A 21903-nucleotide genomic window follows, 5' to 3' on the forward strand; every position below is an offset into this window, starting at 1 on the left:
CAGAGCGCGCGCGACAAGGGTTTGCCCATATGTTCCCGTTGTGGGCGCGATGATGTCCGTCTAGCCTCCATCAGGGATGCGGCTGCCTTTCCCGTGCGGCAAGCGCGCCGAAATCATTACGTACTCTCGAGGGGAAATGCCATGAGCGGAAACGTCAACCGTCAGATCCTGCTGGTGGAGAAGCCGAGCGGCAAGCTCGGGGCTCAACATTTCAGGATGGTCGAGGGTGCGATCCCGGAGCCGAAGGACGGCGAGGCGTTGCTGCGTGTGCGCTACATTTCGCTCGACGCGGCCAACCGGGCATGGATGCACGGCGCGACCTATCGCTCGGCCGTCGAGACCAACACGGTGATGGCTGGCGGCGCCATCGCCGAAGTCATTTCGTCCAGGGCGCCGGAGCTCGCACCCGGCGACATCGTGTTCGGCGACACCGGCTGGCAGGACTACGCCGCGGTGCCTGCCAAGCAGCTCACCAAGATGCCGAAGATGGAGCCGCTGACCCATCTGCTCAGCGTGTTCGGCATCGCCGGGTTGACCGCCTATTTCGGCCTCCTGGAAATCGGCAAGCCCAAGGCCGGCGAGACTGTGGTCGTCTCCGCCGCGGCCGGCTCGGTCGGATCCATCGTCGGCCAGATTGCCAGGATCAAGGGATGCCGCGTGGTCGGCATCGCCGGCGGCAAGGACAAATGCAACTGGCTGACCTCCGATCTCGGCTTCGATGCCGCGGTCGACTACAAGGACGGCGCGGTGTTCAAGGCGCTCAGGGCGGCGGCGCCGAACGGCATCGACGTCTATTTCGACAATGTCGGCGGCGACATCCTGGAAGCCTGCCTGCCGCAAATGAACAACTACGGCCGCATCGCCTGTTGCGGCGCCATCTCGCAATATGACGGGGTGCCCTCGGCGCACGGGCCGCGCGGCGTGCCCGGCCTGATCGTGGTGAAGCGGCTGATCATGCAAGGCTTCATCGTGATGGATTTCATGGAAAGCCGCGATCGCGCGCTGTCCGATCTTCAGGCGTGGGTGAGTTCCGGAAAGCTGAAGGTGCAGGAAGACGTCATCGCAGGGCTGGAGAATACACCGAAAGCACTGATCGGGCTGCTCGCGGGAGAAAACCGCGGCAAGCGGATGATCAAGCTGTGAGCACGTCGTCGCTCGCACTATCCGGATCACGACACTTCTGAGAACCTTCGAAGATCTGCACCGGCCGCTTGACGGCAATAATCAGGGGATGGATGACATGAGCAGGGCATTGAAGGCTGCAGCAGTGACGTGGGTAGTCACTGTCGTATTGGCAGCAGCCAGTCCCGCCTTCTCGCAGGTGACGGATGCGCAGCGCAGCGCGATCCGCTCATCCTGCCGGTCCGACTATCAGGCGCACTGCTCGAGCGTGACGCCGGGCGGAGCCGAAGCCTTGCAATGCCTGCAGAAGAACACGGCGAGCCTCTCACCCGCCTGTCGGACCGCGGTACGCGCCGTGGAACCGCCCGCCCCGCCAAAGGCGGAAGCTGCCCCGCCTGCACCGAAGGCCGAACAGGCGCCGCCGGCAGCCAAGGCGGACACAGCTCCCGCTGCACCGAAGGCCGATGATGCCGCGTCCACCGCCAAGACCGATGCGCCCGCGACGCCAAGGGCGGCGGCTGCTCCGGCCACGACGACAAAACCTGCCGCAGCGCCGAAGGCGGTGAGCAAGCCCGCAGCACCGGTTGCCGCGGCGAGTCCTCCCACAGCTCCGGCTGCGGCACCGCCCAAACCCCTGGTGCTGCGGCCGATGTTGCCGCGCGAAGAGCTGTTCGTGTTGCGCTCGGCATGCAGCGTTGACGTCCGCACGCTCTGCAATGGTGTGGCACCCGGCGGCGGTCGCATCATGCAGTGCCTGGCAACGCAAGCCGCTTCGCTATCGCCGGACTGCAGGGGCGTTCTCGCCCGGTTCGCAGCGCAATAGCGGCTTCGGGCCAGCGACCGCGCGTCGCCGCGGCGCGGCAACGAACCCGCGCCGGCCACGACCGCCCGAATAATTCCACTGGCGCGAGCGCCCGGACCGGATTAGTCTCGGCCCCAATCAACAGTATACTGTCAATTGGGAGGGGAATGTTGCGTATTGCCGTGATCGGCGGAGGGCCCGGCGGGCTGTACTTCGGCTATCTCTGGAAGAAGCGCCATCCGGAAGCGCAGATCGATGTATTCGAGCAGAGCTCCGCCGATGTCACCTGGGGCTTCGGCGTGGTGTTCTCCGACGAAGCGCTCGAGTTCCTGCGCGCCGACGATCCCGAAACGGTCGACGCCATCGCCCCGCACATGGAAAGCTGGGAAAATATCACGCTCAATTTGCGCGGCGAAAGCGTGGCCATTGACGGGGTCGGCTTCTCCTCGATCGGACGACTGGAACTGCTGAAGCTCCTGCAGCAGCGCGCCCGCGAGGTCGGCGTCACGCCGCAGTTCGACACCCAGATCACATCTCTCGACCAGCTCACCGGCTACGATTTGATCGTCGCATCCGACGGGCTGAATTCGCTGGTACGCCGCACATTCGAAGGCGATTTCGGCATGTCGCTGTCCTATTCGACGAACAAGTTCGCCTGGTACGGCACCACCAAGCGCTTCGATACGCTGTCGCAGACGTTCATCAAGACCGACCGCGGCGCCTTCAACGCACATCACTACCGTTACTCGCCGACCATGAGCACGTTCCTGGTCGAATGCGATCATGCCACCTGGCAGGCCTACGGCTTTGCCAACAAGGACATCGAGCAGTCCAAGGCCATCTGCGAAGACATCTTCGTCGATACGCTCGGGGGCCGGTCGCTGATCTCCAACAGGTCGGTGTGGCGCAACTTTCCATGGATCTGGAACGAGCACTGGTCGTTCAAGAACATGGTGCTGATCGGCGATGCCCTGCACACCGCGCACTTCTCCATCGGCTCGGGCACGCGCCTTGCGATCGAGGACGCGATCGCGCTGGTCAAGGCGCTGGAGTCGGAAGCGCATGTTGCGACCGCGCTCGCCCGCTATCAGGCCGAGCGCAAGCCGATCGTGAAGAAGCTGGTCGCCGCCGCGCGGACCAGCGCCGACTGGTACGAGCATTTCGGCGAGCACATGAAGCTCGACCTGATGGACTTCGCCTACAGCTACATCACCCGGTCCGGGCGTATCGACGATGCCCGGCTGCGGGCGATGTCGCCCGCCTTCATGGCGCGCTATGAGGCCGCCAGAGCCGGAAGGTCCTCGTCATGAGCAGGGAGATTGCGGATCAGGTGCCGGCTGACAGCCCCGGAGCGCGCGAGATCGGGTTTGCGATTCCGGAGCGCTACAACGCCAGCCGCGTCCTGTTCGACAATCTCGCCAAGGGCCGCGGCGACAAGATCGCGCTCACGGGACCTGCGGGAACGCGCAGCTATGCCGAGCTCTGCAGCGAAGCTTGCCGCTGGGGCAACGGCCTTGCCTCGCTGGGCCTGAAGCGCGGCGACCGCATCCTGCTCTTCCTTGACGACACGCCGGCCTATCCGGCTGCGTTCTTCGGTGCGGTGCGCGCCGGCTTCGTGCCGCTCCTCATCAACACCCTGACGCCCCCGGATTTGCTGCAATTCTATCTCGCGGATTCCGGCGCCAGCGTTGCGGTGGCGGATGCCGAATTCGGCGCCCGCTTCGATGCGGAAGCCTGCAAGGACACGGCGCTCCGTACCCTGATCATCGTGAGCGGCGAAGCGCGCGAGCATGCCGCGCCCGAGGCAATGGCCGCGGCGGACTGGCTGCCGCGCTTCCCGGCCGAATTGGCCGAGGCCGATACCCACCGCAACGAGATGGCGTTCTGGATGTATTCGTCCGGCTCGACCGGCCGGCCGAAGGGCATCGTTCACCTCCAGCACGACATGGCCTACAGCGAGGTCGCCTTTGCGCAGAACGTGTTGAAGCTCGAGCCGGACGATATCTGCTTCTCGGTGCCGAAGATCTTCTTTGCCTATGGCTTCGGCAATTCCATCACCTTCCCGTTCTCTGCCGGCGCCGCCACGCTGCTGCTGCCTGGCCAGCCCAGGCCTGCGGCCATTTTCGAGGCGATCGAACGATATCGCCCGAGCGTCTTTTTCGGACTGCCGACGCTCTACACCTCGCTGACCAAGGCCGACGGCGCGGAGCAGGTCGATTTCTCCTCGCTGCGCATGGCGGTCTCCGCGGCGGAAGTGTTGTCGGCCGAGGTCTTCAACGGCTGGAAAAGGCTTACCGGGCTCGAGATCGTCGAGGGTCTCGGCTCGACCGAAGTGCTGCATATCTATCTGTGCAACCGGCCCGAGAAGAAGAAGCTCGGCGCCGCCGGCCTACGCGTGCCCGGCTACGAAATCGCGCTGAGGGACAAGGACGGCAACGAGGTCGCCGACAACGAGGAAGGCATCTTGTGGGTGCGAGGCGATTCCAACACCCCGCTGTACTGGAACCGGCCGGACAAATCCGCCGAGACCATCCGCGACGGCGGCTGGATCTATACCGGCGACCGCTTCGTGCGCGATACCGAGGGCTTTCACTACTTCCGGGGCCGGGCCGATGATCTCGTCAAGATCTCCGGGCAATGGGTCTATCCGCTCGAGGTCGAACTGTGCCTGGCCGAGCATCCCGACATCCGCGAATGCGCGGTGTTCGCCGCGGAGCTGCCCGACCGCCGCATGACGCTGAAGGCGGTCGTCGTGATGAACGGCAAGAGCTTTGACGAGAGCGAGGCGAGGAAGAAGCTGCAGGATTTCGTCAAGGCACGGCTCCTGCCCTACAAATATCCGCGCCAGGTCATCTTCATAAACGAGTTGCCGAAAACCGGCACCGGCAAGATCGACCGCCAGGCGTTGCTGCGGATGTGAGGGGCATATTTAGGTCGCCAACCATTCAACTGTCGTCCCGGCGAAGGCCGGGACGACTGCGGTGTATGAGGCCCGCCCTGCCCACAAACTCAGTCCGGCCAGTTCTTCAGCGCGTCTGCTATCAGGTCGATTTGCCGAGATGTTCGAGCGCGTCTTCCGCGCGCAACGGCACGCGCGAGGCCTCGTTGTTGAGGTCAACGAGTTGGGACAACAGCGCCAGCAGGGTTTTGCGGTCGGCCGGCTTGAGCGGCTCCAGCATCCGCGCCTGCGCCCGGTCGACCGACGGCATGATGGCGCGCAGCAGCGCCGCGCCCGCTCTGGTGAGGTAAAGCAGCTTGACCCGCTTGTCTTCCGGCGCCGGCGTGCGCTCGATGTAGCCCTTGGTCTCGAGCCGTTCGATCACGCTGCCAAGCGTCGAGCGGTCGAAGGCAATGACGGCCGACAGCCGGGTCGCATCGATGCCGGGATGGTTTTCGATCGCGACCAGCGCGGCGTATTGCACCGGCGTCAGGTCGAAGGCCTTGCATTCTTCCACGAAGATCGAGACAGCGATCTGCTGCATCCGCCGGAACAGATAGCCCGGCTTGGTGTAGACCGCGTCCATGGTGAGGGCGGACGGCTTACTCGCGGACGGCTTACTCGGCATCTGCCTGCCGTTCCGGTGCGGCATCCGCGAAGGCCGGCAGCGCTCTCGCGACTGCTTCTGCCTTCAGCAGGCGCGGATAGGCGGACACGTCGACGCCGAAACGCCTCGCATTGCCGAGCTGCGGGACCAGGCACAGGTCGGCCATACCGGGCACATCGCCGAAACAGAACGGGCCGGCCTCGTCCTTGATCAACACCTCGCAGGCAGCGAGCCCCTCGCGGTTCGCCCACGCCGCCCATTCCGTGACCTGGTCCTCGGCAAGCCCGAGCTGGCGCAGCCGCTGCAGCACCTTGGTGTTCTGCACCGGGTGGGTATCGCAGGCGATCGCCATCGCGAAGGCGCGAACCCTGGCGCGTCGCAACGGATCCTCCGGCAGCAGCGCCGGTTGCGGGTGGGTTTCCTCCAGCCATTCGATAATCGCCAGCGACTGGGTCAAGATGGCGCCGGCATCGTTCTCCAGCGTCGGTACCAATCCCTGCGGGTTGATGGCGAGATAAGCGGGCGCGCGTTGCTCGCCCTTGCGCAGGTGATGCGGCAGGTGCTCGGCGGCAAGCCCCTTCAGGTTGAGCGCAATCCGTACCCGATAAGCCGCGCTGCTGCGGAAGTAACCGTGCAACCTCATCAGAATCTCCCAGCAAGTTGATGGTTCCATCCCACCGATGCGATTGACGGTACCCAGACCGTCAGTATGCTGTCAATCGACAGAATACGAACACCGACGGGAGCCGCCCATGGAAGCCGTGCCGACGACGCCCGAACGCGAGGCATTCTACCGGAAGATCGACGGCGACAACCTGACCGCGCTGTGGACGGTGATGAGCGACCTCATCACGCCGGAGCCGAGGAGCGGCTGCCGGCCGCATTTGTGGAAGTTCGATCTCATCCGCGACTACATGATGGAGGTGGGCAAGCTGATCACCGCCCGGGAAGCCGAGCGGCGGGTGCTGATCCTGGAAAACCCGGGACTGCGCGGCCAGTCGAAGATCACCACGTCCCTTTATGCCGGGGTGCAGATGGTGGTGCCGGGCGACGTCGCACCGGCGCACCGGCACAGCCAGTCGGCGCTGCGCTTCGTGCTCGAAGGCAAGGGTGCGCATACCGCGGTGAACGGGGAGCGCACCGCGATGGAGCCGGGCGACTTCATCATCACGCCGTCGATGACCTGGCACGATCACTCCAACGAGACCGACGAGCCGATGTTCTGGCTCGACGGGCTCGACATTCCGGTGGTGCAGTTCTTCGATGCTTCGTTTGTCGAACGCCTGGAGGAAGACCAGCAGCCGGTCACACGGCCCGAAGGCGACAGCTTTGCCCGCTACGGCCATAACCTTCTGCCGGTGGATTCCAAGCCGCGTTCGAAAACCTCGCCGATCTTCAATTACCCCTACAGCCATACGCGCGAGGCGCTGGAGAAAGCCAAGTCGAGCAACGAATGGGATGCCTGTCACGGGCTGAAGCTGAAGTTCACCAACCCCGAGACCGGCGATTTCGCCATGCCGACCATCGGCACCTTCATCCAGCTCCTGCCCAAGGGATTTTCCACCGCGCGCTACCGCTCGACGGACGCGACGGTGTTCGCCGCGATCGAAGGCAAGGGCCGCAGCCGCATCGGCGATAGCACCTTCGAATGGGGCCCGCGCGACCTGTTCGTGGTGCCGAGCTGGCACTGGGTGACGCACGAGGCTGACGCCGATTCGGTGCTGTTCAGCTTCTCCGATCGCCCGGTGCAGCAGAAGCTCGACCTGTTCCGCGAAGATCGCGGCAACGCCTAGCTATTGCCACGCTATTTCGTCATTGCAAGCGACTTGTCCGCCGAAGCTCAACGAGCGAAGGCGGAAGCGAAGCACGCGGCGGCAGACTGATCCTCGTAATGAATCACGTCTTGCGAACGGCCCAATTGCCCGCGCGCTTTTCGGCGAAGGAGGCCAATCCCTCGGCGGCCTCCGCGGTCCGCCGCCGCGCTGCATGCATGCGGACGAGACGGGCATAGGACGCATCGTCGACGCTCATGCCGCCAAACGAACTTTCCAGCGCCAGCGCCTTGGTTTCAGCCAGCGCCTCGAGACCGTTGGCCAGCAGCTGTTCGACCACCTTGGCGCCTGCGGCCTCCAGTTCGGCCAGCGGCACCACCTCGTGCACGAGGCCGATGCGGCGCGCCTCCTCGGCCCCGAAACGCTCGGCCGTCAGCGCATAACGGCGAACCTGGCGCACGCCCATCGCATCGCACAGTTGCGGGATGATGATGGCGGCGGTCAGCCCCCATCGAACCTCGGTGATCGAGAACACGGCGTTGTCGGCCGCGATCACCACGTCGCACGCCGAAATGACGCCGGTACCGCCGCCGAAGCAGCCGCCCTGCACCAGCGCCACGGTCGGGATGGGCAAGGTGTTGAGCCGCTGCACCGCCTCGAAGGTCGCGCGTGACGCCGCCTCGTTCGCCTCAGCCGATTGCGGCCGCACGCCGTTGATCCATTTCAGGTCGGCGCCTGCCTGGAAATGCCTGCCGTTGCCCTTGAGGACGACAACTCGCAAATGGGGCTGCTTGCCCAGATCGTCCATCGCCGACAGCACGCCGCCAATCAGCCCTCCATCATAAGCATTGTTCACTTCGGGCCTGTTGAACGTGACCATCGCAACCCCGCGTTCATCGAGATTCCACAGGACGGGATGAGCAGTCATGGACGATCCTCTTGTTCAGGTCCTTGCAACGATCCGGCAAAATGCCGGCTGCGGCGTCCGCTGTGTATTACTTTCTGCGGCGCGCGTCACTGCCCCGAGATTTGGCCAAGCTCGCCGAGCCAGTCCGCAAACACATCCAGCATTTCCGCCATCACCTCGCTGTCCTTGCGGCCGGACTTTGCCGGCACATGGAAGGAATGATCGGCATTCTGGACCAGGTGCACCCGCGCCAACGAACCGAGCCGCTTCACGACCGGCGTCAGCAATTCCAGCTCCGCCAGCTTGTCGCGTGTGCCCTGCAGGAACAGCATCGGGATGCGGACGTCGGCGAGATGCGCGGCGCGCTCACTGGAAGGTTTGCCGGCCGAATGCAGGGGGAAGCCGAAGAACGCCAGGCCGCGCACACCCTCGAGCGGCGTTTTCGCCTGGGCCTGCGAGGTCATGCGGGCGCCAAACGATTTCCCGCCGGCAATCAGCGGCAGCCCGGGAAATTGCCGGCGGGCCTCGGCGACGGCGGCCCGAACGGCGGCATGCGCGATCGCGGGCGGATCCGGCCGCTTGCTGCCTTTCTCCATATAAGGAAACTGATAGCGCAGCGTCACGATGTCGCGTTCGGCAAGTCCGACGGCAACCTCTTTCATGAACGGATGAGTCATTCCCGCGCCAGCCCCATGGGCGAACACGAAACAGGCGCGCGCCGCGGAGTTGCCGGACGGGTTCGCAATCAAGACATCCAACTGATGTTGCCTCTCGCCAGTGCTCTCTTACCGATCCCTACGGTATAGAAATACATCGCGGGCAAAATCATCAAGCGCGTTCATCAAGCTGCCTCAGCGCCGCCATCCGGGACTGCTTCGCTGAGGAACCAGATGGGCCCTGCCCCGTTGTTCGGCAGGGTTCCGTATCAATCGATGGTGGCGCCATGTGACTTCTCGCGTCCACGTTCATTCAGGCAGTTTGCCGCTAAGTAATTTGCGCGCCGTCGTTATCGTCATTGTCGTGGCGTTTCACTCGGTGCTGCCTTACCTCGCCTCGCAACCTGCCCAGCCCTATCCCTTTGATGCGGCGCCGTACCGCTGGATCGCGTTTCCGATTTTGGATCGTGACCGCTGGTTCGGCTTCGACCTGTTCTGCGCCTGGCAGGACGTCAGCCTGATGTCGCTGATGTTCTTCCTTGCAGGGCTATTCACGCCCGCGAGCCTGGCCCGCAAGGGGACGCTGCCTTACCTCCTGGAACGGGCGCGACGCATCGGACTGCCGTTTCTGCTGGCGGTCGGCATCTTGAGTCCCTTGGCCTATTTCGCCTCGTTCCGGACCACCGCAGCTGATCCGTCGCTCGAAGCATTCTGGCAGCATTGGCAAGCACTGCCGATGTGGCCGTCGGGACCTGCCTGGTTCTTGTGGCAGATCCTGCTGCTTGGCGCGGTGGCCGCCGCGCTTGTCTTCTTCTTTCCCGGCTCAAGAAGCCGGTTGGGAAACATCACGCACGCCTTGCACGACCGCCCGCTCGCGTTCTGTCTCGTGCTGACGGCGCTATCCCTGCTCGCCTACGCGCCGCTGGCTATGATTTTCGGCCCGTGGGACTGGACCTTTCTCGGCCCGTTCTCATTCCAGCTCAGCCGGCCGCTGCATTACTCCCTGTATTTCCTTGCGGGCTTTGCACTCGGCTGCACCCCTGCCGAAAAAGGCCTGCTGCATCCGGAGGGTCCCCTGGCGCGAAAATGGCTGCTGTGGCTTGCCGCGGCGATTGCAACGTTCATGCTGTGGGGCGGCTTCACCTCGCTGACCATGCCGAACTGGAACGACAGTCCCTATGCGGCTCGCTTCGCCGCCGCGCTCGCTTTCCCGATCGCCTGCGCCACCGGGCTTTTCGGCTTTCTCGCGGTCTGCCTGCGGCTGTTCACCATGCGTCATCCTGCGCTGGATGCGCTTTCGGAGAATGCCTACAGCATCTATCTCGTGCACTACGTTCCCGTGGTGTGGCTGCAATACGCCCTGCTCGGCAGCGAGCTTCCCGTGCTGGCGAAAGCCGCGACCGTCCTTGCCTGCGGGCTCGCTGCGAGCTGGGCCGCGGCTGCGGCATCGTTGAGGCTGCTTCGTCATGGCTTCGAGCTCACCGCGCGGCGCGCGGTGCCAAATCACTTGCGATAGGGACCGACGACCATGCGCCTGGCCCTGACGCTCGCATCGCGCAACCTGTTCCATGATCGCCTGCGCTTCATCGCGACGCTCGTCGGAATCGTGTTCTCGGTCGTGCTCGTCATGATCCAGATGGGGCTGTTCCTCGGCTTCGGGCAGATGGTCACGACCATGATCGACCACGCCACGGCGGACCTCTGGGTCGTGCCGAAAGGCGCCAAATGCTTCGAGGATCCCTCCCTGCTCGATGCGAGGCTCGCCAATCGCGTGCGGAATGTCGATGGCGTCGCCGGTGTCGTTCCTCTCGTGATCGGCTTTTCGGATTGGCGTCAGGAGTCCGGCGAGATGACGCCGGTCTTCATGGTGGGGGTCGATCTGCGCGAGCCCGGACTGCAGCCGTGGAACATCGTCGACGGCACGGTCGAAGCCCTGTCGGAGCGCGGCGCGCTCGCGGTGGACCGCTCCTATTTCGACCGGCTCGGCGTCAACGGCGTCGGTTCGACCGCAGAGATCCGCGGCAAGCGGGTCAAGGTCGCCGCTGTCACCGACCGCATCCGCTCATTCACCACTACGCCTTACGTCTTCGTCGATCTGAAGAACGCAAGAATGTACACCGGCGCGCCGCCGGACCGCGCCAGCAACCTTTTAGTGCGGCTCAAGCAAGGCACCGACCCCGAGAAGGTCGCGCAGTCCATCCGCGCCGAGGTCGGCGATGCGGAAGTCCTCACCAACGGTGAATTCCAGAGCCGCAGCCGCTCGTTCTGGCTGTTCGGCACGGGCGCCGGGGCCGCCCTTTTTGCCGGCGCGCTGCTGGGCGTGATCGTAGGGACCATCATCGTGGCACAAACCCTTTACTCCAGCACCAAGGATCACCTCGGCGAATTCGCGACCCTGCGCGCGATGGGCTCGTCCAATTCATACATCTACAACGTCATCATCTATCAGGGAGTGCTCAATGCGGTGATCGGGTTCTGCGTCGCTGCGGCCATCGGCCTTGTCGTGGTCGAGGCGACCGCGCGCAGCGCGCTGCCGATTGTCATCACCCCTTCCCTGATGGCCGGACTGTCCGCACTGACCCTGATCATGTGCGTGATCTCGGCGATCGGGGCGATATTCCGGGTCGTGCGTACCGATCCGGCAACGGTGTTCATGCGATGAACGATGCCATCATCGAGGCCGCATCCGTTCACAAGACCCTCGGCGCCGGCGCCGGGCAAGTGGAGGCGTTGCGCGGCATCGACCTGTCCTTGCAGCGCGGCGAGCTGGCGCTGCTGATGGGTCCATCCGGCAGCGGCAAGACCACCCTCCTGCTCGTTCTCGGATGCATGCTGACGCCGACCTCCGGAAGCGTGACCATCTGCGGTCAACCCACCAAGGACGTCGACAAGGAGGGCCTGGCAAAGCTGCGGCGCGAGCACATCGGATTCGTGTTCCAGTCCTATCACCTGTTTCCGACCTTGACGGCAGCCCAGAACGTACAGCTTGCGCTCGACATCCGCGGCGAGCGTGGGCGCGCCGCCGTCAAGAAGTCACGCGAGGCGCTCGCCATGGTCGGGCTGCAGAACAAGGTCCATTCGCTGCCGCAGCAGCTGAGTGGCGGCGAGCAGCAGCGCGTGGCGATCGCGCGCGCGATCGTCGCAAACCCGTCCGCCGTGCTGGCGGACGAGCCCACGGCCGCGCTCGACGGCGAAAACGGCCAGGCGATCATGAAGATCCTGAAATCGATCGCGCAGGAGCGGTCGCGCGCGATCATGGTCGTGACGCACGATCCGCGCGTCGTTCCGTTCGCGGACCGCATCATTCACATCGAGGATGGCCGGCTCGTCGACGCGAACGAATCCGAATACAAGCACTTGCCGAAGGTGACCGCGCTCAAGATGTGAGCGAAAGGACGGTGACATGAGCCTGCAGGCGGAGCTGCTGCGCTTCGGGATCAGGATCTTCCTCAGGCGGCGCGCCCATCAGCAGTTCGACCTCGGCAAGTTGCGAAGCGCCATGCGGCGCATGGAAAAGCTGGTGCCGGCGCCGCCCCGACGCTGCCAGACGGTCACGTTGAATGTCGGCGACCTCGTTGTTCATCGCGTTACGACGCCGGAGTCGCGGAATGATCGTCATGTCCTCTACCTCCACGGTGGCGCGTATGTTTCGGGATCGCCGCGGCACTACCGGCACTTCACCTGGCGCCTGGCGGATGCGTTCAAGGCCCATATCTGGCTCCTCGGCTACCGGCTGGCACCGGAGCACCCGTATCCGGCCGCGCTTGACGATGCGGAAGCCGTCTATGACTGGCTGATCGGAACGACGCCGGAGGACCGGCAGCTGCTCATGATGGGAGACTCGGCGGGAGGCGGCTTGACCCTCGGCCTGTTGTTGAAACTGCGCGACGACAACAAGCCGCTTCCCAAGGCCGCCATGGCGTTGTCGCCGTGGACCGATCTGGCGTTGACCGGGGCCTCGCTGCGATCGAACGCTTCCACCGATCCGATGCTGAATGCCGATGATCTGCCCGAACTGGCTCAATATTACCTGGCCGGGGCCGATCCGCGCACGCCCTATGCTTCCCCGCTTTACGGCGATACGAGCGGACTTCCGCCGGTCCTGATCCACGTCGGCGGTGACGAAATCCTATTGGACGACGCGGTGCGGATGGCGCAGAAGCTGCGCCGTCACAATTCGCAAAGCAAGGTCGAGGTGTGGCCGCGCATGCCTCACGTCTGGCATCTGTTCGCGCCGGTCCTGCCCGAGGCACGGCAGGCCATTGCAGCCATCGCGGAGTTCGTTGCCGAGGCAGCTTGAGCTGCCCGGGTTCCGTCAGAGATCATCAAGCGCCGGCGGATCGAACCAGTTCGTCAACGACAGACCGCCGTCAACGACGATCGCGGCGCCGGTGACGTAGGCCGAGATCCGGTTCGACAGCACTGCAAGCGCCATCGGCGCGAGATCTTCGCTGCGGCCGAGACGGCCGAGCGGAATATGGCGCGCCAGCGAAGGATCGGCGACGAAGCCGCCCGCGGCGACCGCGCCGGGCACCAGCGCATTGACCCTTATTCCGAACCGTCCGAAGGTCTTGGCGAACTCCTTCACCAGCATCGCGAGCGCCGCCTTTGCCGTGCTGTAATGCGGCAGGTTGCGCGGCGTACCGGCGTGCAGCGAGGTGAGAAACAGGAACGAGCCGGGCTCATGCGCGGCGATGAGCTGACGCGCCAGCTCGCGCGCGAGGTGAAAGCCGGCATCGACATTGACCGCGCGCATTTGCGCCCAGGTGTCGTCGCTGACCGAAAGGACATGATCGGCTTCGCGCCTGGGCGGCGAAGCGCTGTGCACGAAATGCGTCACCCGGCCGAGTGCCGCCTTCGCATGTGCCAGCAAGTCATCGCAGGCGGCACGATCGGCGAGATCGCCGACCCAGGGCACCGCAAGCTCGGGACGCGGTGAAGCCGCCACCGCCGCCGCGAGCGTATCCGGGCGCACATCGGCAAAAACCGTTCGCACCCCTTCGCCGACCAGGGCCTGCGCAATCGCGCGTCCAATGCCGTTCCCCGCGCCGGTAACCAGCGCGGCCTCGCGCGTGGGATCGAATGGAGTGTCGATCAGACCCATGGTAAGCTCCTATTGCCGAGCGCGATGACTTTGATCCGGTGTGGCGACAAATTTGGTCACCTCTCCCCGACGGGGAGAGGTGAACCTTCAATGCGGCAACACTTCAACCCAGCGTCACGCTCTACGCCACGCCGCGGCTGCGGCCCTCCCAGTAGGGCGCGCGCAGCACCTTGCGATCGATCTTGCCGAGACCCGTTACCGGAATCTCGGCGACGAATTCGATCGACTTCGGCGACCACGGCGCGCCGCGCTTTTCCTTCACATGCACCTGCAACTCGGCGGGATCCGCCTTGGCGCCGGCCTTGAGCACGACGAAGGCCTTGACCGCCTCGCCCCACTTCGCGTCGGGCACTCCGATCACCCCGGCGGAGGCCACCGCCGCATGCGACATCAGGGCGTCCTCGACTTCGCGCGGATAGATGTTGAAGCCGCCGGAGATGATCATGTCCTTGGTGCGGTCGACGATATAGAGATAACCCTCCTCGTCCCTCACCGCGACGTCGCCGGTGTGCAACCAGCCGCCGCGCAACGCTTCTTCGGTCGCGTCCGGCCGCTTCCAGTAGCCTTGCATCACCAGCGTGCCGCGCACGCAGATTTCGCCGGGTTCACCGACGCCGACCTCGCGCATCTCCGAATCGAACAGGCGCACGTCGACCAGCGGATTGGGTCGCCCGCACGAGCCAAGCCGCTCGGGCCTTGCCAGGTCGTGCTCGATCTTGCGCAGGCAACTGACGCATTGCGGCGCTTCGGTCTGCCCGTACAATTGCAGGAAGATCTTGCCGAAGATGCCCATCGCCTCCTTGAGGCGGTCGGGCGACATCGGCGCGGCGCCGTAGACGATCAGGTCGAGCGACGACAGATCGTAGCGCGCGCGGACCGTGGCGTTGTCGATCAGGCCGTAGATCAGGGTCGGCACCAGGAACGTCGAGGTGATCTTCTCCTCGGCAACGATACGGCAAAAAATTTCGGCATCGAAGCCTTGCGTCAGGCGCGTATAGCCGCCGCGCAGCATCACCGGATAGATGGTCACGCCGGCAGCATGGCTGATCGGGGTGGCCGCCAGATAGCGGATCTCCGACGGCCAGTCCCAGTCGGCGCAGATGACCGTCGCCATGGTGGTGATCGCGCGGTGCGGGATCATCACGCCTTTGGAGCGGCCGGTGGTACCCCCGGTATAGGCAAGCCAGGCAATCGCTTCCGCCTCGCTCTCGTCGACCAGCGGCGCCGGCGAGCAAGCCTTCGCCGCGGCGAGCACGTCCTTCGCACCCGCGACCTCTCCGAACGACAACAAGTGCTTCAGACTTGCCACGCGGCGCTTGATCGCGAGCCCGCGCTCGGCGAATTTCGAACCCTCGACGATCAGCGCGTCGATCTCCGCATCCTCGACGATAAAGGCATGATCGTCCTCGGCCGCGAGGGGATGCAGCGGCGTGTAGCGCATCCCCATGATCAGGGCGGCGCACATCGCCGCCCAGCTCTCGGCACGGTTGGATGAAAGAACGGAAAGGGCATTGCCCTTGGTGAGGCCGAGGCCGCGATAGACGGTGATGAAGCGGCCGATCGCATCGCCGAGATCGCGATAGGTCCAGCTGACGTTGCCGTCGGCGAGTGCGGGCCGGCTGGCATGACGGATGATGGCGCTCACAATAAGCGAGCCGGCCGTGCCCCCGCTGTGGAGATGGCTCATATGTTTCCCCCGATGTTTGGTCGCGGCGAAACTAGCAGCGCGTCTTCTGCTGTCAAAGGCCCGATGCGGACACGCGAATTAGTTCGCAAGACCTGACGATCGGCAGGTGTCATGGCGCTGTGGTGAAACCAGCGTGGTCGTGGCCTTCGGCCGCCCAGGCGTCAGTCGAAGCCCTGGACGGGCGGGGCTGTGCTCCTGGCTGGCGCGAGTGGAATTGCTGGCGCGGGAGGAGCAACGCTTACCTGCGAATTGGCTACGCGGCCGCCGCCATTTGCCGCGGTGGGCGCCGCGGTGGGTGCAGCGGGGCTTGCCGGCGGCCTGCCGTTCGCGGCCGAATACGGCCGCGTCTTGGCCGGCCTCGACTGGCGCAGGCCCCAGGATCTCGCGATCGACGGTCCTGCCGTATAGCCGATCAATGCTCCGGCGACGGCTCCGACCGGCCCCAACACGATCGCGCCCGACACCGCGCCCAGGGCGGCGTCGCCGGCCCGCTCCTGGGCGAGCGCGCTTGTCGGCAAGAGGGCGGCGATCACGGCCGCGGCGAACAGCGTTTTCTTCATGAGTAGACATCCCCTTGCGCAATCAGTGCTGGGCGAATGTGGCGGCACGAGGATTTGTCGGGTTCCATTTGGCCCGGCCGACAGCAATCGGTCTGTCATCGAAGAGGCGCGGTTAGTCCGGTCCTTTCGGCACAATGCGGGTTGCACAATTTAAAGTAGTAGATTGATATAATACTATCTTTCATTGCATTATTTGCAGTTGCACGAACCGGGAGAAGTTGCAAAAGATAATCATTAGCGTGTCAGGTTCCGCGTGAGCGGCTGGCGAACTGCAGAGAAAGCAAGGACAGCATGGCGGGTTTTGCGCCTGTTTCGGGCCTGATCGGCGGCGCCCTGATCGGCCTCGCAGCGACGATCCTGATGCTCACGATCGGCCGCATTGCCGGCGTGTGCGGCATCGCGGTGAACGCAATGACCGACTATGACGGCTCCGGCAGGCTGTGGCGTGTCGCATTTCTGCTGGGACTCCCCTTGGGCGCAATGCTGGTGGGCGCGGCGGGCCTTAAGGATTGGAGCCATCTTCAATTCCAGGCGAGCCTGCCTGTGACGGTTGTCGCTGGTTTTGTCGTCGGCGTCGGGGCGACCTTCGGATCGGGATGCACGAGCGGCCATGGCATTTGCGGTCTGGCCCGCTTTTCGACCCGCTCCATCGTCGCGACGGCCACCTTCATCGCTGCGGCTGTGGCAACCGTTTTCGTCATCCGCCACGTACTGTAGGGATTTGCGATGCCCGTGATCTGGTCGCTTCTGGCTGGGGTTATCTTCGGCGCGGGGCTCATGATTTCCGACATGGTCAACCCGGCGCGCGTTCTCGCCTTTCTCGATGTTGCCGGCAGCTGGGATGCGACGTTGATGTTCGTGATGGCCGGCGGTCTTGCCGTGACGATCGTCGGCTACGGGCTGGTTCTTCGTCGCGCCGCCCCCCTCGCATGCGAGAGGTTCGATCTGCCGACAAAGCGACGGATCGATCTTCCCCTTGTCGGCGGCTCAGCCCTTTTTGGCATCGGATGGGGTCTTGCGGGCATCTGCCCCGGCCCGGCGTTCACAGCCCTTCCGACGCTGGAGCCGAAAGTGCTGCTGTTCGTTGGCGCAATGCTGATCGGAATGATCTTCGCGAACCTGTGGCGGAGCGGGCCAGCCAAGCAAGAGCAGCCGCCCGTCAAGACAAGCCCGGAACTGGCATAAAACCAGCCGAGCTCGCCTTGAAAACGTCCTGCCGCCTTATGCCGCGATCAACCGCTGCAGGAAATCCGACACCTCGTGCCGCAACTTCTGGACCTCGCCGTGGACGCGTTCGGAGGCGCTGTTAACTCTCGTTGCCACGCGCCCGGTATCGGCAGCCGCCTCGCTGATCCCGGTGACATTGGCCGCAACTTCCGAGGTGCCGGCGGACGCCTGCTGCACATTGCGCGCGATTTCGGTCGTAGCCGCACCCTGGTGATCGATGGCGGCCGAAATCAACGTCGTGATCTCGTTGAGTTCGGTGATCGTACGGGAGATGGTCTCGACCGCGCCGACCGAGATAGTCGTAGAGTGCTGCATCTCGCTCACCTTGGAGGTGATTTCCTCGGTGGCCTTCGCAGTCTGCGAGGCAAGATTCTTGACCTCCGCGGCCACCACCGCAAATCCGCGGCCCGCCTCGCCGGCTCGCGCGGCCTCGATGGTCGCATTCAGGGCGAGAAGATTGGTCTGTTCGGCGATTTCGTTGATCAGCCTGACCACGTCGCCGATGCGCATCGCCGCATCGGCAAGCGTGCGGATCTGAGCGTCAGCACGGCTCGCTTCGCTGACCGCGCGCCCGGTGCTTTCCTTCGAGCGGCTGACCTGGCGCGTGATCTCGCCGATGGACGTCGATAACTGCTCCGCGGCAGAAGCCACGATCTCGACATTGCTCGAGGCATGATCGGAGGCCGACCTCACACCGGAAGACTGCCGGCTGGTTTCTTCGGCTGCGGCCGCCATCTGCTCCGCATCGAGCTCGAGGTCCGAAGCCGCCGTAGCGAGGCCGGCCGCAATCGCGTCGAGGTGTTCGCCGAAGGTTTTCGACAGCTGCGCAATTTCGACGACGCGTTTGCCGAGGCTGTCGGTTCCATGGTTGATGGTGCTCGCGGCACGGCGGAAGGATCCAGGCAGGCCGCGCACCATGATCTTGCGGTAGCATTTGCCCTGGCTGACGGCATCCATCGAGGCCGCCGCCTCCCGGACGAAAGCATCGACGATGTCCAACATGTCGTTGATCGACTTCTGCATTGAGCCGAGCGTACCGGGCTGACGTTTGCTGAGGACGCGGAGTTCGAGATCACCCTCACGCGCGTGACGGCAAACCTCTGAGGCTTCTTCAAGCACAGAGGTGGCGGTGCGCAGATTCCACACCGTATATCCGAGCAGGCCCATCATGACCACAAGCAGCCCCGCCACGGGCAGACGCGGCAACGGGTCCAGCAGCATGGCGCCGGCAAACGCCGCAACACTGAGAATGGCGGCGACCGATGCGGCCAGCTTTGACTTAGAGAGAGAGCACAAATTGGTCATAGCCGACGCCTTGCTGCTTGAGAAAATCGACCATCATGTTGAAGCTCGCGTTCATGCCTTCCTTGGCGTTGGCGTGCTTGGCTTCTTCCTTCAACAACAGATCGTAGATCGGCTTGACCTTCTCGATTGGCCCGCGATCCGGTTTGCGGCGATTGGAGTGATAGCCGATGATGTTGCCTTGATTGTCAAATGTCGGCGTGACGTGGGCGTATACCCAATAGTGACAGCCGTCGCCGGCGAGATTGAGCACGTAGGCGAAGATCTCTTGCTTGGCCTCGATAGTGTCCCACAGCAGCTTGAAGACGCAGCGCGGCATGTCGGGGTGACGGACGATGCTGTGGGGCGCGCCGATCAGCTCGTCTGCCGAATACTTGGCCATGCGCATGAAGACGTCGTTGGCGTAGGTGATGCGGCCCTTCACGTCGGTCTTCGAGACGATCAGTTCCTCTTCACCAAGCGTCCGCTCAACGCCCGTTGGAGTTACCGTTTTCATGATGTGGTTGTCCTCGGAGGAGGGCGACGGCGCATTGGCGCGCGCGTCGGAATCAGTTCGAGGCTATTTAGAGTCAGAAAGCTTAAGCGATGATGAGCAGATCGGCAGAAACGTGCTCTGCATCAGGCGATTTGTTTCTTTTGGATCAAAGATTTGCGCTAGTGCAGATGAAAACGATTCTGCGCAAACGCGAACGCGTCCCAACTGCGCTGTTGTCGAGCGCAGCTGGTCAGCGGCGTTACGCACAAATGGAGATTGGGCCGCTTGGCAGGCGCAACCTCAGCGCGGACGATGAGGCATCATCCGCGCGAGAAGCAGCAGTAGTAACTTAGGCAGCAGGTTCCAGCACCATCAGCCCCGACGCCGTGTTGGAAATCGGGATGTGATAGTTGGCGTGCTGCTTGCGAACCTTCGCTGGCAGCGTGCCGCGCGCAACCAGCCAGTTGAGCAGTTCGACGCCTTGCGTGCCCGACAGTTCGACGAGTTCCACCGTCGAGTACTTGGTCGCCCAGGCCGGATCAGCGACCATGCTTTCCATGAAGTCCAGGTCGAACTTCTTGTTGATGAAGCCGGCGCGCTGACCGTCGAGCTGATGCGACAAGCCGCCCGTCCCCATCACCACGACGCGCTCGTCCCGCGGCCACGATTCGATGGCGCGACCGATCGCCTGGCCCAGTCGATAGCAGCGCGCGGCCGACGGCAGCGGCGCCTGGACCGTGTTCACGCATACCGGAACGGTGCGCACGGGCCAGTTCTGGTCCGGCCAGCACAGCGCCATCGGCAGGGTGAAGGCATGATCGACCACCATCTCCTGGCAGGTCACAAGATCGAAATCCTCAGCCACCAGCGACTCGATCAGATGCCAGGAAAATTCCGGATCGCCCTTGAAAGGAGCCACCGTCGGAATGCCCCAGCCCTCGTCGGCGTTGCGATATTCGGGCGCGGCGCCGACCGCAAAGGTCGGCATCTTGTCCAGGAAGAAGTTGAGCCCGTGGTCGTTATAGACGAGCACGACCACGTCGGGTTTGACTTTCGCGAGCCAGTCGCGCACCGGCGGGAAGCCGTCGAAGAACGGCTTCCAATACGGATCGGTCTGCAGGCCTTTGGCGATGGCGCCGCCGATGGCGGGCACGTGCGAGGTGGTGATGGTACCGACGATTTTCGCCATGATTTAATCCCTCGCCGCCATAAGCTTGGCCTTGAACTGTTCCTTGGTCATGCCGGTCTGCTGTGCGCCGATATCCTGCATGTCGAGCCCGAAGATCCCCGCGAACTTGGCAAGGTAGTAGGCGTTGCCGCCGGCTTCGATCAGCTGCAGTACGTTGCGGTTGCGAATGGCCTCGCGCTGCTGGGCATTGAGACCGTACTTGGTGCAGTAGGCGTCTTCGTTCTCGAGGAATGCGCGGCGGTTCGCGGCGTCATTGAACGAGTAGCACATCTTGTTCAGGGCGTAGCCCTTGCGGGCCTGCTCGCTGTCGAAAATGGTGGTGCCGGGCACGGGCTGGCGCCGGCTTGGCGTGGGCATGTTGCTCTCCCCCTGCAAAGTGCCTTGTTTCAGGCTGCCGGCCGCCTTGCTCTGGATCAAGTTCCGGCGCCGGTCGGACGGGCACTATGGGCAGCGACTACCGGAAATAAAGGCACGGAATCCGATCATTTCCATGAGCGATTTCGATCATTTGGACCTCGACGGCCACCTGCTTCAACTGCTGCTGGCGGTGATCGAGGAAGGCTCGATCACGCGCGCCGCGCAGCGGCTGGGCGTCACGCAATCGGCCGTCAGCCATTTGCTCGACAAGCTGCGCGCGATCGTCGGCGATCCGCTGTTCGTCAAATCGGGGCGCGGCATCGTGCCGACGGCCCATGCGCAGCTCCTGGCCGGCCGCGCCCGCCACCTGCTCGACGAGATGCACAGGTTCAGCAGCGCGGCGGCGTTTGATCCCGCGCGGCTGTCGACGCGCTTCACCATTGCGGCCAACGACCTGCAGCGCGACCTGCTGCTGCCGCTGCTGCTGCGCCAGGTGCGGGGCCAGGCGCCCGGCTTCGCCTTGCGCGTGATCAGTTCGGGCATACCCACGGCGGAAATGCTGCGTGACGAACATTGTCAGTTGATCATCACGCCGCGTCCACCCGCCGGTACCGACATCCTGCAGAAGCGCCTGTTCGAGGACACCTATTGCGTATTCTACGATTCGGCGCGGCGGGCCGCCCCGCTCACGGTGGAAGACTACCTCGCCGCCGACCACGTGACGGTGCTGTATGAGCCGAGGCGCCGGCTCGACCTCGACGACGTGCTCGCCGAGCGCGGCATCAATCGCCGCTTCGTCGTCCAGGTACCGAGCTTCGCAGGCATCGGCCCGTTCCTGCACGGCAGTACGATGATCGCAACCCTGCCGAGCCTGTTGCGTGCCCACATGCTGCGTGGGTTCGCCATCGTGCCGGTACCGGTCGAGTGCCCGCCAATGCCGATGTACATGGTCTGGCATCTTCGTCATCAAGGCGATCCGATGCACCAGTGGCTGCGCCAGCAGCTCGAAATCCTGGTCGCTCCCGCGCTTGCCAGCGCGGCGGCGCACATGCCCGTCTAGCCAAAAGCCTGATCGCCGCTCAGAACGGAATGCCTTCCGAGCCATCCCCTGCGGAGGCGGCGCGTCGGTAGTCGCGCGGGCTGGAGCCGGTATGGCGCTTGAAGAAGCGGCAGAAATAGGCCGGATCCTCGAAACCGA

At 64.2% G+C, this 21903-nt stretch carries 23 protein-coding genes and 1 pseudogene; 12 read left to right on the forward strand and 12 right to left on the reverse strand.

Annotation, left to right across the window (positions count from 1 at the left end):
* Positions 1–141: 141 nt before the first annotated feature.
* From HY852_RS25690 to HY852_RS25705, 4 genes are all read left to right on the forward strand, one after another.
* The gene (locus HY852_RS25690; protein WP_291607729.1) at positions 142–1143 is read left to right on the forward strand and encodes an NADP-dependent oxidoreductase; all 1002 of its coding nucleotides are present in this window, start codon (positions 142–144) and stop codon (positions 1141–1143) included.
* A gap of 97 nt (positions 1144–1240) precedes the next feature.
* Entirely contained in the window at positions 1241–1945 is a 705-nt protein-coding gene (locus HY852_RS25695; RefSeq protein ID WP_291607730.1) for a cysteine rich repeat-containing protein, read from the forward strand.
* Between the two features lie 149 nt (positions 1946–2094).
* Positions 2095–3234: an FAD-dependent monooxygenase gene (locus tag HY852_RS25700; protein ID WP_291607751.1), complete on the forward strand. Its 1140-nt coding sequence runs from the start codon at positions 2095–2097 to the stop codon at positions 3232–3234.
* Positions 3231–4844 (forward strand): benzoate-CoA ligase family protein, encoded by a 1614-nt coding sequence (locus HY852_RS25705; RefSeq protein ID WP_291607731.1) that lies wholly within the window; start codon positions 3231–3233, stop codon positions 4842–4844. Before HY852_RS25700 ends, HY852_RS25705 begins: the two co-directional genes overlap by 4 nt.
* Before the next feature lie 121 nt (positions 4845–4965).
* On the opposite strand, the gene HY852_RS25710 is transcribed toward HY852_RS25705, so the two are convergent.
* Positions 4966–5490: a MarR family winged helix-turn-helix transcriptional regulator gene (locus tag HY852_RS25710; protein ID WP_291607732.1), complete on the reverse strand. Its 525-nt coding sequence runs from the start codon at positions 5488–5490 to the stop codon at positions 4966–4968.
* Positions 5480–6112, reverse strand: a complete 633-nt coding sequence (gene maiA / locus HY852_RS25715) for a maleylacetoacetate isomerase (protein WP_291607734.1) — start codon at positions 6110–6112, stop codon at positions 5480–5482. Before maiA ends, HY852_RS25710 begins: the two co-directional genes overlap by 11 nt.
* Before the next feature lie 109 nt (positions 6113–6221).
* On the opposite strand from maiA, the gene gtdA reads away from it, so the two are divergent.
* Entirely contained in the window at positions 6222–7262 is a 1041-nt protein-coding gene (gene gtdA / locus HY852_RS25720; protein ID WP_291607735.1) for a gentisate 1,2-dioxygenase, read from the forward strand.
* Between the two features lie 103 nt (positions 7263–7365).
* Here gtdA and HY852_RS25725 read toward each other — a convergent pair whose 3' ends face one another.
* A complete protein-coding gene (locus tag HY852_RS25725; RefSeq protein ID WP_291607736.1) occupies positions 7366–8169 on the reverse strand; it encodes an enoyl-CoA hydratase-related protein in 804 nt (267 codons plus the stop codon).
* 86 nt (positions 8170–8255) lie between these two features.
* The gene (locus HY852_RS25730) at positions 8256–8906 is read right to left on the reverse strand and encodes an alpha/beta family hydrolase (RefSeq protein ID WP_291607737.1); all 651 of its coding nucleotides are present in this window, start codon (positions 8904–8906) and stop codon (positions 8256–8258) included.
* A 235-nt stretch (positions 8907–9141) separates the two neighbouring features.
* On the opposite strand from HY852_RS25730, the gene HY852_RS25735 reads away from it, so the two are divergent.
* From HY852_RS25735 to HY852_RS25750, 4 genes are read left to right on the forward strand one after another with little or no spacing between them, the layout of a single operon-like run.
* The gene (locus tag HY852_RS25735; protein WP_291607738.1) at positions 9142–10320 is read left to right on the forward strand and encodes an acyltransferase; all 1179 of its coding nucleotides are present in this window, start codon (positions 9142–9144) and stop codon (positions 10318–10320) included.
* Positions 10321–10332: 12 nt separating this feature from the next.
* The gene (locus HY852_RS25740) at positions 10333–11466 is read left to right on the forward strand and encodes an ABC transporter permease (protein ID WP_291607739.1); all 1134 of its coding nucleotides are present in this window, start codon (positions 10333–10335) and stop codon (positions 11464–11466) included.
* Positions 11463–12191, forward strand: a complete 729-nt coding sequence (locus HY852_RS25745; RefSeq protein WP_291607740.1) for an ABC transporter ATP-binding protein — start codon at positions 11463–11465, stop codon at positions 12189–12191. Before HY852_RS25740 ends, HY852_RS25745 begins: the two co-directional genes overlap by 4 nt.
* A gap of 16 nt (positions 12192–12207) precedes the next feature.
* Positions 12208–13104, forward strand: coding sequence for an alpha/beta hydrolase (locus HY852_RS25750; RefSeq protein WP_291607741.1), 897 nt, complete (start codon positions 12208–12210; stop codon positions 13102–13104).
* A gap of 15 nt (positions 13105–13119) precedes the next feature.
* Here the strand turns inward: HY852_RS25750 and HY852_RS25755 are convergent, their stop codons facing one another.
* The 3 genes from HY852_RS25755 to HY852_RS25765 form a co-directional block, all read right to left on the reverse strand.
* Positions 13120–13908, reverse strand: coding sequence for an SDR family NAD(P)-dependent oxidoreductase (locus HY852_RS25755; RefSeq protein WP_291607742.1), 789 nt, complete (start codon positions 13906–13908; stop codon positions 13120–13122).
* A 121-nt stretch (positions 13909–14029) separates the two neighbouring features.
* Positions 14030–15595 carry an AMP-binding protein gene (locus HY852_RS25760; protein WP_291607743.1) on the reverse strand — a complete coding sequence of 522 codons (1566 nt, stop codon included), beginning with the start codon at positions 15593–15595 and terminating at the stop codon, positions 14030–14032.
* A gap of 161 nt (positions 15596–15756) precedes the next feature.
* Positions 15757–16155 carry a hypothetical protein gene (locus tag HY852_RS25765; RefSeq protein WP_291607744.1) on the reverse strand — a complete coding sequence of 133 codons (399 nt, stop codon included), beginning with the start codon at positions 16153–16155 and terminating at the stop codon, positions 15757–15759.
* A gap of 291 nt (positions 16156–16446) precedes the next feature.
* On the opposite strand from HY852_RS25765, the gene HY852_RS25770 reads away from it, so the two are divergent.
* Together HY852_RS25770 and HY852_RS25775 are read left to right on the forward strand one after the other, a co-directional pair.
* Complete coding sequence (locus HY852_RS25770; protein WP_291607745.1) at positions 16447–16872, forward strand: YeeE/YedE thiosulfate transporter family protein; 426 nt, start codon at positions 16447–16449, stop codon at positions 16870–16872.
* 9 nt (positions 16873–16881) lie between these two features.
* A complete protein-coding gene (locus HY852_RS25775; protein ID WP_291607746.1) occupies positions 16882–17340 on the forward strand; it encodes a YeeE/YedE family protein in 459 nt (152 codons plus the stop codon).
* Positions 17341–17376: 36 nt separating this feature from the next.
* On the opposite strand, the gene HY852_RS25780 is transcribed toward HY852_RS25775, so the two are convergent.
* The 4 genes from HY852_RS25780 to HY852_RS25795 form a co-directional block, all read right to left on the reverse strand.
* Positions 17377–18687 (reverse strand): methyl-accepting chemotaxis protein, encoded by a 1311-nt coding sequence (locus tag HY852_RS25780; protein ID WP_291607747.1) that lies wholly within the window; start codon positions 18685–18687, stop codon positions 17377–17379.
* On the reverse strand, positions 18662–19183 hold the full coding sequence (locus HY852_RS25785) for a PAS domain-containing protein (RefSeq protein ID WP_291607752.1): 522 nt from the start codon (positions 19181–19183) through the stop codon (positions 18662–18664). The genes HY852_RS25780 and HY852_RS25785 overlap by 26 nt, the downstream gene beginning before the upstream one ends.
* A 325-nt stretch (positions 19184–19508) precedes the next feature.
* Positions 19509–20348, reverse strand: coding sequence for a class III extradiol dioxygenase family protein (locus tag HY852_RS25790; RefSeq protein WP_291607748.1), 840 nt, complete (start codon positions 20346–20348; stop codon positions 19509–19511).
* Between the two features lie 3 nt (positions 20349–20351).
* Positions 20352–20705: a protocatechuate 4,5-dioxygenase subunit alpha gene (locus tag HY852_RS25795; RefSeq protein WP_291607749.1), complete on the reverse strand. Its 354-nt coding sequence runs from the start codon at positions 20703–20705 to the stop codon at positions 20352–20354.
* Positions 20706–20838: 133 nt separating this feature from the next.
* Between HY852_RS25795 and HY852_RS25800 the strand changes: the two genes are divergently transcribed.
* The gene (locus HY852_RS25800; protein ID WP_291607753.1) at positions 20839–21765 is read left to right on the forward strand and encodes a LysR family transcriptional regulator; all 927 of its coding nucleotides are present in this window, start codon (positions 20839–20841) and stop codon (positions 21763–21765) included.
* 19 nt (positions 21766–21784) lie between these two features.
* Here the strand turns inward: HY852_RS25800 and HY852_RS25805 are convergent.
* A pseudogene (locus tag HY852_RS25805) lies at positions 21785–21903 on the reverse strand (AraC family transcriptional regulator); the annotation flags it as partial.

This window comes from Bradyrhizobium sp. (genome assembly GCF_016213215.1).
Classification (GTDB): Bacteria; Pseudomonadota; Alphaproteobacteria; order Rhizobiales; family Xanthobacteraceae; genus Bradyrhizobium.